The sequence below is a fragment of the Pseudomonas sp. FEMGT703P genome (assembly GCF_002786345.1).
GTDB lineage: Bacteria > Pseudomonadota > Gammaproteobacteria > Pseudomonadales > Pseudomonadaceae > Aquipseudomonas > Aquipseudomonas peli.
The window spans coordinates 1-13,537 of sequence record NZ_PGCM01000013.1 but is presented as its reverse complement, the minus strand read 5'-3'; the positions used below and the strand labels follow the sequence as shown (position 1 = coordinate 13,537).

The window sequence follows — 13,537 nt, the reverse complement described above, 5'->3', positions numbered from 1 at the left end:
TTAAAAAGCCCGCCAATAGGCGGGCTTCGTGGGCGTAAAAGACCGTCAGGCCGTCGCCGGACGCAGCGAGTAGGTCTTCAGTTGTTCGGCGAATTCACGCAGCGACTGAATGCCACTGGCTTCGGCCTCAGTGACCCACTGCTTGATGGCTTCAAGCATGTCATGACCATTGGCGCTGGTTTTCACCCAGATTTGCTGCAGCGCCAGGCGCTTTTCGTAGATCACCTTAAGTGCCTGGCTCTGCTCCAGCATGCGCTGGATACGGGCCTGGTGACCTTCGTCCAGCAGGCTCGGCTCACGCGAGAGCAAACGCTTGGCGCGGTGGAAGTGGTGACGAACCGAGGCATCAGCCTTGGCCAGTTCCTGCTGCACCAGCGGTGCGATCACCAGCTTGCGGTACTGCGCCATGATCTGGAAGCGGTTGTTGAGGATAGCCATTGCAGTGTCCATGTCCAGGCTGCGCTTACCTTCTACCCGGTGGGCAATCGGCGCAACGCGCTGCACCTGGGCCAAACCAAGCAGACTGAACAGTTTGATCCAGAACCAGCCCATGTCGAATTCCCACTTCTTCACCGACAGCTTGGCGCTGTTTGGATAAGTGTGGTGATTGTTATGCAGCTCTTCACCGCCAATCAGAATGCCCCACGGCACTAGGTTGGTCGCCGCATCGCGGCACTCGAAGTTGCGGTAGCCAACGGCATGACCAAGACCATTGATCACGCCCGCAGCCCAGACAGGAATCCACATCATCTGAATAGCCCAGATGGTGATACCCGCAGCACCAAACAGCGCCAGGTCGATGGCGCCCATCAATGCCACGCCGCCAACCGGGAAGCGTGAATAGAGGTTACGTTCGATCCAGTCTTCGGGGCAGTTTTTGCCGTAGATGCGCAGGGTTTCCAGGTTCTTCGCCTCTTCGCGGTACAGCTCGGCACCGGTACGCAACACGGTGCCCAGGCCCTTGATCACCGGACTGTGCGGATCATCCACGGTTTCGCATTTGGCATGGTGTTTACGGTGGATTGCCGTCCACTCGCGGGTGTTTTGTGCCGTGGTCAGCCACAGCCAGAAACGGAAAAAGTGCTTCAGCGCCGGGTGCAATTCAAGCGCGCGGTGCGCCGAGTAGCGATGCAGGTAGACCGTGACACTGACGATGGTCACGTGCGTCATCAGCAGAGTGACTGCGATCAGCTGCCAGACCGACAGATCGAGAAAACCGTTGTACCACATGGATCACGTGCCTCATGAAAAAGGAAAGACATGGCTGCTTTTTAGCGCACATCTGTACACATTATCCCTGACCCGGATCAGAAAACCAGTTGGTCTTTTGCATAAGAATGCCGCGCCCTATCTACATCTATAATGCCGGCCTTACGCAAAGGACTGACTTTTACCCCATGAATATCCCGCAAAGCCCTTGGCGCTTGACGCTCACCTATACCTTGGCCGCTGGCCTTTGGGTGTTTTTTAGTGACCGTTTGCTGGCCACTCTGGGCCTGCCGTTGGCGCAACTGGAACGCGCACAACTGCTCAAGGGGCTGGGCTTTGTGCTGCTCACTGCTGGTTTGCTGTACGCCGTTCTGCGCACCCATCGTCAACAACACAACCTGGTTAACCTGGCACTGAGCAGCAGTAAGCAGCGCTTGCATCAGGCATTAGAGGCGGCCAAGGACGGTATGTGGGACTGGGACCTGCAAACTCAGAAGCTGTATTTCTCCCCCGGCTACTCGGCCCTCCTGGGCGTTGCCCCTGAAGCACTGGGCGATGACCCCGACCTCTGGCGACAGCGACTGCACCCCGATGACCGCGTGCTCTTCGACCGTAACCTGGAACAGCGCCTGGCCGCCCGCAACCCTGCGCCCTATGAAGTCAACTATCGCCTGCTGCACCAAGACGGCAGCTACCGCTGGATTCAGTCACGCGGACGCCTGTTGCTCGACGAGCATGGCCAGGCCGAACGCCTGATCGGTACCGCCAGCGACATTACCCAGCGCCGCTACGACGAAGACAGCCTGCGCCAGGCTGCTGCGGTCTTCGATGCTACCCAAGAAGGCGTACTGGTCACCGATGTGCAGCAACACATCGTGCACTGCAACCCGGCTTTTACCCGTATCACCGGTTACAGCCAGGATGAAATCCTCGGCCAGTCACCGGCCATTCTGAAATCCGGGCGGCATGACCAGGCCTTTTACGACAGCCTATGGCATGCCTTGGAAAACCGCGGGGCGTGGAGCGGTGAAATTTGGAATCGGCGCAAAAGCGGCGAAATCTACCCGCAGTGGCAATGCATCCGCGTGATTCACGACGAGCAGGGCGAGATCAGCCATTACGTCGCAGTGTTCTCCGATATCAGCGCGTTGAAACGCTCACAACGCGAGTTGGATTACCTGGCGCATCACGACCCATTGAGCAACCTGCCCAACCGCCTGCTGTTCACCGAGCGTGTCGAGCGCGCCCTCGAGCGCGCCACGCATGATGAGCAGCGTGGCGCGGTACTGCTGATTGACCTCGATCATTTCAAGCACATCAACGAAAGCCTCGGCCACACCATCGGTGACATGCTACTCAAGGAGGTGGGCGAGCGCCTCGGCCAGCAGCTCGGCAAGCGTATGACGCTCGCCCGCCTGGGCGGCGACGAGTTCGGCCTACTCGATGAGAGCTGCAGCAGCGCCGAGCAGGCCGCCGTGGTCGCCCAGCGCTTGCAGGCGTGCCTGACACAGGCCTTCCGAATCAATCAACAGGAGCTGTTCGTCACCGCCAGCATCGGCATCAGCCTCTACCCCGCAGAGGCCACTGATGTCGGCCAGGTGTTGCGCAATGCCGACTCAGCGCTGTTCAAAGCCAAAAGTAACGGCCGCGAAAGCTACGCCTTTTACAGCCAGGAGCTGACTGAACACGCCCGCCAGCGCGTCGAACTGGCCAGCGCCCTGCGTCATGCCCTGGATCATCAGGAGCTGCGCGTCTACTACCAACCGCTGATCTGCCTGCACAGCCAGGAAATGATCGGCGTTGAAGCCCTGGTGCGCTGGCAGCACCCGCAACGCGGGCTGGTGCCGCCCGGCGAATTTATCCCGATTGCCGAAGAAACCGGGCTGATCGGCGCCATCGACGCCTGGGTACTGGAGCAGAGTTGTCGGCAGATGGTCGCCTGGCAGATCGCGGGGTATTCACTGCGCTTTGTTTCCGTGAATGCCTCCAGTCGCCTGTTCAGCCGGGGTGGGCTGGACCGACGAGTGGCAGAGGTACTGCGTGATACCGGCCTGGCCCCGGCATACCTGGAGCTGGAAGTGACCGAAAGCGCGGTGATGGAAGACCCCGACGCCGCGCTGGCCTTGCTTGAGCGCCTGCGCGTACTCGGTATCCGCCTGGCGATTGATGACTTCGGCACGGGCTACAGCTCGCTGGCACGCCTCAAGCGCCTGCCCGTGCACAAACTTAAACTGGATCAGAGCTTTGTCAGTGGCTTACCGCATGATCAGGACGACGTGGCCATCACGCGAGCCGTCATCGCGCTAGGTCATAGCCTGGGGCTCAAGGTACTGGCCGAAGGCATTGAGCAGCTCGAACAGGTCGAATTGCTCCAACAACTCGGCTGCGACCATGCCCAGGGCTACTATTTCGGTCGCCCGCAACCGGCAGAACACTTGATCGCACACCTGGCGCGCAGCGCCACAACCACGAGCTAAGGCAGCACGCATGCGCGTCATGATTCTGGAAGATGACAGCTGGATCGCCGATCTGCTCAAGCAGATCGTCCTCAGCCTGCGCCCTACCAGCCACGTGGTATGCCTCGACAGCGTCAGCGCGGCCCTGCGCGAATGGCAGCAGCACCCCGCTGAGCTGGTCATTTGTGATTGGAATCTGCCGGACGGCCCCGGCACCCGCTTGCTTGAGCAGGTGCGCCGCGACAACAGCAGCACACCGCTGGTAGTGATCACCGGCCGTTCCGACCGCGCCAGCGTACTGGCCGTGCGTGCTTTGAAAATCAGCGCTTTTATCAGCAAGCCCTTTCAGGCCGCGCATGTCGCCGCCAGCCTGGCCGTCTTGCTGCCCTCGACAGGTGATGAGTCACACCACCCGAGCGCCTTACACCAGGACCTGCTCAGCCACCTGGCCAACGTGCCCAGTCATGAGCTGCAGTTACCGCTCAAATCACATGTTCGCGATCATCTGCTGCAACGCTTTAGGGGTGAGTCTGTCGACTTACGCCAGTTGGCCAGCGAATGGCAGCACGACCCCGCACTCACCGCACGCCTGCTCGCCGTGGCCAATAGCAGTGCCTACAACCTGGCGGGAAAGCCCTGCATCAGCCTGCTCGACGCGTTGCAGAAACTGGGCGCAGACAACAGCCTGAACCTGGCACTGGGCCTGGCATTACGCCAATGCAGCGTGCTGGATAACGCCCTGCTGCGCCTGTTTGCCCAGGCCCACCTGGACAGCAGCGAGTTACTGATTGAGCGCAGCACTCAGCTCGCCCGCCAATGCGCCCTGGACCCAGCGCCGCTGCACACCGCGGCCCTGCTGCACCGCATGGGCGAGTTGTGTGTGCTGTACCTGGCGCAGGTCTGGCAGGACAGCGGGCAGTGTTTCAGTGAAGGCCATGTGTTGCAGGCCCTGGACCAATTCAGCGGCCCGTTTGCCATCAGTATCAAGGCACAATGGCACGTGCCATTGCAGCTGCGCGAGCTGATCGGCGCGTGCTACAACCTGCCTGCCCACAACCTCAAACGCGAGAACATCCTCATGCGCCTGGCCGCCTGTGAACTCAACAGTGCACCTGATGACCCCGAGTTGGCCCGCCTACGCCGGCTGGCGGGGCTGATCTGAATGGCACTCTGCCTGGCTAGACGCATGACGGAGCTGAAGGATGTTTAAACCCTTCAAAGTCAACGCCATCCACGGGATTGTCGGCTTGGGTAGCCTGGGCCTGGCGCTGCTTTTCAGCGTGCTCGGCGGTATTGCGCTGAACGAGCGGGAAACCCTGTGGACCCTGCAAATCGCCAAACAGCATGAGCTGCAACGCCTCACCCTGAACAACAGCCAGCATGAGCTGGAGCAACAGGCGCAGCTACTCGCTGAAACCTTAGCGGCCGACGCCTGGCTGGTTGACCTGGTGCGCCAGGCCCAGACGCTAACAGGCGGTGCGCCCGCAGACAGACAACACCTCAACGCTATCCGCGACCAGCTCTACACCCGCCTTGCCCCCCGTTGGAGAAACCTGCAGGGCATTCGCCCGTTTAACCTCTCGATCCACCTGGCTCCTTCGGCCGAAGTGCTGCTGCGTGTCCATGAACCGCAGTCGTTTGCCGACTTCCCCAGCGCGCAGCGCCCCATGTTGCTCGACAGCCTGAGCGAAGGTGCAGCCAAGGCAGGCCTGACGGTGGATGGCGACGCCCTAAGCATGCGCGCCATTGTGCCATTGACGGTGGACACCCCTGACGGTCGCATGAATGTCGGCGCGCTGGAGGTCAGCCTGGATGTATTGAATAACTTGCCACAGCTGGATCGTGAGCTGGATGCCGGCGTAGCCCTGTTGGTCAAACGCCAGATTCAAACGTCCGCCAGCCGCGATGACGCGCGTAACGCTCCGGCGAAACCGCACGCTTACTGGCACCTAGCGGGCTTCTCACAGGTGCAGATACAACACTGGCAAGCAGAGCATCGCCTGCCCGCCCCGGATGCAGGCAATACCTTCACACTGCTGGAGGATCGCGGCCGCACCTACCTGCTCAACCAGGTGCTCTTGAATGACTACCAAGTCGAGCCGGCCAACACCGAAAGCAGCGTTACCGTCCTGAGCTGGCGTGACATCACCACGCTGTACAGCCTGCACCTGCGCGACAACCACTGGCTGGTGGCCAAGTGGTTACTGGCCTGGCTGGCCGCCGAAATGCTGTTGCTGTTGCTGCTCCGGGCCACCCGTCACAGCAGCCAACGGTTTATTCAGCGCCACAACGCCGAACTAGAGGCCAAGCACCAACAAAGCGAAGAGGCGCGCCAGCTACTGGCGTTGATCACCGAAACGCAGGCGGCCTATATCAATGCCGACAATCAGCGAGAATCCTTCGAAACGCTGCTCGGCCGTATTCTGCAAGTCAGTGCCAGTCAGTTCGGCTTTATCGGCGAAATCCGTCGTGACGAAGCCGGTGCGCCCTACCTGCGTACATTCGCCATCAGCAATATCGCCTGGGATGCCCAGAGCAGCGCGTTCTTCGCCGCCCATGCGCCGCAAGGTCTGGAGTTTCGCAACCTCAACAGCCTGTTTGGCCAGGTGATCCGCAGTGGTCATGCACTGATCAGCAACGACCCCGCCAATCACCCGAACCGTGCCGGATTGCCCCTCGGCCACCCGCCGCTATTGGCATTTGCCGGCTTGCCCATTCATGCCAATGGCGAGCTGCGCGGCATGCTCGGTTTGGCGAACCGCGAAGGTGGCTACGACGAAGAGTTCGCCACACAACTGCAACCGCTGCTGACCACCCTCGGCCAGCTGCTCGAAGCCCTGCGCCGCGACCATCAACGCATGCAGACCCAGCAACATATGCAGCGACAGCAAGCAGCCTTACGCGCGCTCAATGAAATTGCCGCACTGCCTAAGCTGAGCAGCCACGAACAACTGCGCCAGGCCCTGCAACTGGGTGCACAATTCTATGACATGCCAATTGGCATCATCAGCCAGATCGAGGCGGACACCTACCAGGTCAGGGTTCAAGTGTCGCCGCCCGACACCCTGCAGGACGGTCAATGCTTCGTCCTCGGTGACACCTATTGCAGCATTACCCTGCGCAGCAATGATGTAGTCGCCATTGCAGCCATGGGCCAGAGTGAACATGCCGCCCATCCCTGTTACCCGCTGTTTGCCTTGGAAAGCTATATCGGCACCAGCATCTGGGTCACCGGTCAGCGCTTCGGCACCCTGTGCTTCGCGTCCAGCAAGGCGCGCGCGACGCCCTTTGATGAGGCCGATGAAGAGTTTATGCGCCTGTTCGCCCGCTGGGTCGGCGCCACCCTGGAGCGCATGCGCCATGAAGAACAGACCCGCGAAGCGCGCAGCTTTCTGCAGGCAGTGCTCGACTCTGCGACCGGAGTCAGCATCATCACCACCCATACCGACGGCCTGATTACCCTGTTCAACTCCGGCGCCGAACGCCTGCTGGGTTATCGCAGCGCCGAAGTCATTGGCCGCCACACCCCAGCCTTGTTCCACCTGACCGAGGAAATTCAGGCGCGCGGCCAGCAGTTGACTCGCCAGCTGGGCACGGACGTCAGCGGCTTTGCGGTGTTCACCCGCGTTCCCGACCAAGGCGAGCCGGAAACCCGTCAGTGGACCTACCGCCGTAAAAACGGCGAGCTGCGTATCGTCAACCTCACCGTCAGCACCATGCGTGATACACAGGGCGTGATCACCGGTTACCTGGGCATCGCCAGCGACATCAATGACCAGCACATGACCACCCGCGCCCTGCAAAAGAGTGAAAGTCGTTTTCGCGGTCTGGTCAGCAATTTACCGGGCGCGGTGTACCGCTGCCGCAATGACGAAAACTGGTCAATGAGCTACCTGAGCGAGGAGATTTATGCGCTCAGCGGCTACCCTGCCCACGACTTTATCAACAACCGCGTGCGCAGCTTCTCCAGCGTGGTGCACCCGGATGACCTGCCGATCACCTACCGCGCAGTGGCCGCGATTGAGCGTAAGGAGTCCTTCGAACTGACCTACCGTCTGTTGCATGCCGACGGACGCAGCGTCTGGGTACGGGAAAAGGGCCGCGGCGAATACGACAGCCACGGCGAGTTGCAATGGATTTCCGGCTTCATCTGGGACATCAGCGACCGCAAGGCCGTGGAAGACCAGCTGCGCCTCAGTCAACAGCGTTTCAGCAGCGCCTTCAGCACCGCGCCCCAGGGCATGGCGCTGGTCTCACTGCAAGGGCAATGGCTGGAAGTCAACGAAGTGCTCTGCGAGATGCTTGGCTACAGCCGCGAAGAGCTGCTGCGCAGTAACTTTCAGCAGATCACCCACCCTGACGACCTGGATGCCGATCTGCAACATATCGAAGAACTGCTGGCCGGCGAGATCAGTACCTATCAGATGGAGAAGCGCTACCTGGATAGCCAGAGGCGGATCATCTGGGTACTGATGAGCGTGTCACTGGTACGCGACAGCAACGATGCGCCAGTGCACTTCGTGGTGCAGATCCAGGACTTCAACGAACGTATCGCCGCCGAAATGGCCATCCGTGAGCGCGAGGATTACCTGCGCACCCTGCTCGACAACGTGCTCGACGCAATCGTTACCATCGACCAGCAGGGCTATATCGAAACCTTCAACCACGCCGCCGAGCGCATCTTCGGCTACAGCCACCTGGAGGTTTCCGGGCACCGGGCCACCCTGCTGCTGCCTGAGCCGCAACGTTCAATGCGTGCCCGCTACCTCAACCATTTCCTGAAAACCGGCATCCAGCAGATTCTGGGCAAGGAAATCGAGCTGACCGCCCTGCGCAAGAATGGCGAGAGCTTCGCCATTGAGCTGGCCATTTCGCAGATCAGTCACCAGGGTGAGCGGCGCTTTATTGCGGTCATCCGCGATATTGAAGAGCGCAAACGCATTGAGCGGATGAAGAACGAATTCGTCTCCACCGTCAGCCATGAACTGCGCACGCCACTGACTGCGATTGCCGGCTCCCTGGGCCTGGTCAATGGCGGCGCGCTGGGCGCCGTGCCGGCGGGCATGCAACAGATGCTGCAGATCGCTCAGGACAACAGCCAACGCCTCAACCTGCTGATCAATGACCTGCTCGACATGGAAAAACTGGTGGCCGGCAAGATGCTCTTCGAGCTACAGGACGAAGCACTGCAACCGCTGCTGGAACAGGCCATTGAAGAAAACCAGCCTTACGCCAGCCACTATCAGGTGCACTTGCAGCTACACGACCTGCCTATCAAGACCCGCGTGCGTGTCGACAAACTGCGCCTGGCTCAGGTGCTGGCAAACCTGCTGTCCAATGCCGCGAAGTTCTCACCGCAGGGCCAGACCGTTGATGTGCGCGTGCACGAACAGGGCACGCGCGTTCGCGTCAGCGTGACCGACCACGGGCCCGGTGTTCCAGAGAATTTCCAGGCGCGCATCTTCAGCAAATTCTCCCAGGCGGATGCCACCGATACCCGGCAGAAAGGCGGCACAGGCCTGGGCCTGGCGATCAGCAAGGAAATCATCGAGCGGATGAACGGTCACATCGGTTTCGACTCGAGCCCCGGTCATGGCGCGACTTTCTGGTTTGAACTGACTACCCTGGCCCAAGAAGCCAGCCCTGAGGAAACCCGGCATGTCTGAGCTACAGCGTATTTTGCACGTGGAAGACGACCCCTCCATCCAAGCCGTGGCCAAGCTCGCGCTGGAAGCAGTGGGCGGTTTTCAGGTGCTCAGCTGCTCATCCGGCCAGGACGCCCTGGATCAACTGCAGGGCTTCGCCCCGGACTTTATCCTGCTGGACGTGATGATGCCGGACATGGACGGCCCGCAAACCCTGGCGCAGATCGCCCGGCTGATCGACATCAACCAGGTGCCAGTGGCCTTTATGACCGCCAAGGTGCAACCGGCGGAAATCGCTCATTACCGCAGCCTCGGCGCCCGCGATGTGATCATCAAACCCTTCGACCCGATGCAGCTGGCCGCGCAGGTGCGCCAGATCTGGAGCCTGGCCCATGAGTAAAGGCAAAAGCACCGCTGATGAACTGCAGCAACACCTGCAGCAGTTAAGCAACGCCTTCGCCGTGCGCCTGCAGGTAGAACTGCCCGCCCTCGCACAGAACGCCGAACGCCTGTTGCACGCCGCCGACCCGCAGGAGCAGCTACAGCACCTGCAAAGCCTGCGCGACCAATTACACAAACTGGCCGGCGCCGCTGGCACCTTTGGCTTCAGTAGCCTGGGCCAGCGCGCCCGCGAGCTGGAACAAGAAGCCGATCAGTGGCTGGAAACCCTGCAGCAGGAACAACAGAGCCTGCAGGACTTCAGCCACAGCCTGCAGCAACTCGCACTTCAGCAGTTTCAAGCCGAACGCGGGCAGGAAGCCGCCACCCGCGCAGTCAAACCGCCACGACCGAACAGCAGTGCGCGGCGCATTTATATCCTCGAAGATCAATTGGCGATTGGCGAAAACATGCGCCTGACACTGAACAACTTCGGCTATCACGCCGAACACTTCAGCCATATCGCCGACCTCGACCACGCACTGCAACAACAACTGCCCGATGCGCTGATCGTCGACGTCAACCTGCCTGACGAAAGCCTCACCGGCCTGGAATATGCCGCCAGCCTGCAACAACGCCTGGATGAACCGCTGCCGCTGCTGGTGATCACCACCCAGGACGATTTCGCCACCTACCTTGAAGCCGTGCGCGTTGGCGCCATGGGTTTTTTCACCAAACCCGTCGACATCCCACAACTGGAAAACCGCCTGGAGCGCTGTTTTGCCCAGCAACAGGGGGAACCGTATCGGGTGCTGATCATCGATGACGACCGCGAACTGGCCAGCCGCTTCAGCCTGATTCTGCGCGGCGCCAATATGCTGGTGGAGATGCTTCACGAACCGGCTGATATCTTCGCCCGCATGCGCAGCTTCAACCCCGAGGTGGTGCTGCTGGACGTGAGCATGCCCGGCTGTACCGGTCCCGAGCTGGCGCAGATCATCCGTATGAACGACGACTGGCTGCGTGTACCCATCGTTTACCTGTCGGCGGAAACCGATATCAACCGGCAGATGAACGCACTGATCAAGGCCGGTGATGACTTCGTCACCAAACCGATTTCCGACAACGCCCTGGTCGCCGCCGTGTTCTCCCGCGCCCAGCGCGCGCGCCTGCTGAGCAATGCGCTGTCGCGCGACAGCCTCACTGGGCTACTCAAACATGCCGACATCAAAGAGCAGGCGGCAGTCGAGCTGGAGCGTGCGCAGCGCAGCGGCAAACCCGCCAGCGTGGCCATGCTCGATATCGATTTCTTCAAGAAGGTTAACGACAGTTACGGCCACGCCGCCGGCGACAACGTGATTCGTGCCCTGGCCAACTTGCTGCGCCAGCGCCTGCGGCGCATCGACAGCCTGGGACGTTACGGCGGCGAAGAGTTCCTCGTTGTGCTACCGGACTGCCCGCCCGATCAAGCCTTACGGATTCTTGATGAAATCCGCCAGCGCTTTGCCGACCTGCACTTTATTGCCGACGGCCAGCAATTCTCGGTCACGCTGAGCGCCGGCATTGCCTCCACCGATGATGCCCCGGCAAGTGCCGACGACCTGCTGGATAAGGCAGACCGCGCGCTCTACACCGCTAAACACGGCGGACGCAATCAAGTGCGATAGCCGCCGTCGAACAGCCCTCTCGACCTGCCACCACCTCACGCCACAGGCCAACGCTCAGCCGGGATGGGCTGCGCCTGCTCGCCAGACAAGCTTTACAAATCATGTCGAAGCCTGAACTCTGCGGCATATTGTTGTACAAAGGTTGTGCAAAACAAATAACCCTGAATCAGGAGATTTTTATGTTTGCCCAACTGACTTCGACCACTCAACGTCTCAAGCGCACGCTCATGCTCACAACTGCCGCACTGACATTCGCGGCAATGCCAGCGTTCGCCGACATGCACGGTGATAAGAAAGACATCGTCGACAGCGCGGTTGCCGCCGGCCAATTCAACACCCTGGTGACCGCTGTAACCGCCGCCGGCCTTGCTGAAACCCTCAAAGGTGAAGGCCCTTTCACCGTTTTCGCCCCCACTGACGCGGCGTTTGCCAAGATCCCTAAAGCCGACCTCGATGCCTTATTGGCCGACAAGGAAAAGCTCACCGCCGTGCTCACTTATCACGTCGTACCCGGCAAGCTGATGGCCGCTGACCTGGCCGGGAAAACCAGCCTGAAAACTGTACAAGGTGGTGAGCTGACGCTGGATACCAGCAATGGCGTGACCGTCGACGGTGCAGCCGTCACGAGTGCCGACATTGAAGCCAGTAATGGTGTGATCCATGTCATCGACTCAGTCGTACTGCCCAAGTAAACCGCACCAACGCTGCACAAAAGCCGACCCTGTTTAGGGTCGGCTTTTTTGTTGGCGGACCGATGAGATGTAGCCCGATTTGGCTTTATGAAATTTGTAGCGTAGATTTTCATGAAATTATTCAAATAGAATTTCATGAGGCGCACCATGTTCAAACAATCCGCCCAGCACATCGGCACCTACTACGCCGGCACCTACCCCGGTGCCATCCCGCTGCGCCCGCGCCTGCAGGAAGCGTTGCAATGCGATGTGCTGATTATCGGCGGTGGCTTCAGCGGCCTGCACAGCGCACTGCGCCTGGCACTCGCCGGCAAGAAGGTGGTGCTGCTGGAAGCCAGTCGCCTGGCCTGGGCCGCCTCCGGACGTAACGGTGGTCAGGCGCTGCCGGGTTGGTCCTGCGACATGCCGCCGTTCGAGAAGGCCCTCGGGCTGGAACGCGCCCGCCGCCTGTGGGACAGCATGGTCTGGGCTGCCGAGGAAATGCGCGAACTGCCCGAGCGGCACAACTTCGATATCGACTACCGCACCGGCGCGATCTACACCGCCGTACTGCCGCGCCGTGTGCGCCAGTTGCAGGAAAGCCTGGAAGAAGCCGAGCAGAAGTACGGCTATACGCAGCTGAGCTTTATCCCCAAGGAGCAATTGCCCGAGTGGATTGCCAGCCCGCGTTACCTGGCTGCCCTGCACGACAGCGGCGCCGCGCACCTCAACCCGCTGAAACTGGCCCAAGGCCTGGCCGATGCCATCGAGAAGGCTGGCGGAAAAATCTTCGAGCAGAGCAAGGCGCTGAGCTATCAGGAAACGGCTGACGGTTACCTGGCCCGCACGGAACAGGGCGAAATTCGCAGCGATATGCTGGTACTGGCCTGCAATGCCTATATCGACAAGCTCGATCCGCAACTGTCGAAACGCCTGCTGCCGGTCGGTTCCTACCAGGTCGCCACCGCGCCACTGGATCCAGAGCTGGCGCGCTCACTGTTCCCGCGTGGCACCTGCGCCATCGACAACCAGTTCGTACCGGACTACTTCCGCGTTACCCCGGACAACCGCCTGCTGTTCGGCGGCGGCTGCACCTACCTGGGCGGTATCCCCGCGGACGTGCCAGCAGCCACCCGACCTTATCTGGAGCGGGTGTTCCCGCAACTGCGCGGCGTGCAGATCGACTACGGCTGGGGCGGGCATATCGACTGCACCATGCACCGCACCCCGGATGTCGGCCGCAGTGGGCAGAAGTACTGGCTGCAGGGCTTCTCCGGCCACGGCATCCTGCCGACCCTAGCTGCCGCCCGCGCGGTCAGCGATGCGATCCTCGGCGACGCCGACCTGCTCGATCTGTACCAGGGCCTGAGCAACCCGCGCTTCCCTGGCGGCGATCTGCTCGCGGCGCCGATTGAGGCGGTGGGTAAGGCCTGGTATCGCCTGCGCGATGTAATCTGACGAGGGCCAGTCCCCTCTCCCCTCGGGGAGAGGGTTAGGGAGAGGGGGCAGCC

At 60.9% G+C, this 13,537-nt stretch carries 8 protein-coding genes; 7 read left to right on the top strand and 1 reads right to left on the bottom strand.

The window, feature by feature from the left end; all coding sequences use genetic code 11:
* Window positions 1-45: 45 nt before the first annotated feature.
* The gene (gene desA, locus CUR33_RS19370) at window positions 46-1,230 is read right to left on the bottom strand and encodes a delta-9 fatty acid desaturase DesA (RefSeq protein WP_090250462.1); all 1,185 of its coding nucleotides are present in this window, start codon (window positions 1,228-1,230) and stop codon (window positions 46-48) included.
* Between the two features lie 167 nt (window positions 1,231-1,397).
* Between desA and dibA the strand changes: the two genes are divergently transcribed.
* The 7 genes from dibA to CUR33_RS19335 all read left to right on the top strand — a co-directional run bounded on the left by dibA (window position 1,398) and on the right by CUR33_RS19335 (window position 13,484).
* Entirely contained in the window at window positions 1,398-3,686 is a 2,289-nt protein-coding gene (gene dibA, locus CUR33_RS19365; protein WP_289240652.1) for a phosphodiesterase DibA, read from the top strand.
* A gap of 10 nt (window positions 3,687-3,696) precedes the next feature.
* Window positions 3,697-4,827, top strand: coding sequence for an HDOD domain-containing protein (locus CUR33_RS19360; RefSeq protein ID WP_289240651.1), 1,131 nt, complete (start codon window positions 3,697-3,699; stop codon window positions 4,825-4,827).
* Window positions 4,828-4,867: 40 nt separating this feature from the next.
* Window positions 4,868-9,331 carry a PAS domain S-box protein gene (locus CUR33_RS19355; protein ID WP_289240650.1) on the top strand — a complete coding sequence of 1,488 codons (4,464 nt, stop codon included), beginning with the start codon at window positions 4,868-4,870 and terminating at the stop codon, window positions 9,329-9,331.
* Complete coding sequence (locus CUR33_RS19350; RefSeq protein ID WP_090250473.1) at window positions 9,324-9,710, top strand: response regulator; 387 nt, start codon at window positions 9,324-9,326, stop codon at window positions 9,708-9,710. Before CUR33_RS19355 ends, CUR33_RS19350 begins: the two co-directional genes overlap by 8 nt.
* Entirely contained in the window at window positions 9,703-11,355 is a 1,653-nt protein-coding gene (locus CUR33_RS19345; RefSeq protein ID WP_160085951.1) for a diguanylate cyclase, read from the top strand. The genes CUR33_RS19350 and CUR33_RS19345 overlap by 8 nt, the downstream gene beginning before the upstream one ends.
* 179 nt (window positions 11,356-11,534) lie before the next feature.
* A complete protein-coding gene (locus CUR33_RS19340) occupies window positions 11,535-12,047 on the top strand; it encodes a fasciclin domain-containing protein (protein WP_090250478.1) in 513 nt (170 codons plus the stop codon).
* Window positions 12,048-12,194: 147 nt separating this feature from the next.
* Window positions 12,195-13,484, top strand: coding sequence for an NAD(P)/FAD-dependent oxidoreductase (locus tag CUR33_RS19335; RefSeq protein WP_289240649.1), 1,290 nt, complete (start codon window positions 12,195-12,197; stop codon window positions 13,482-13,484).
* Window positions 13,485-13,537 lie beyond the last annotated feature (53 nt).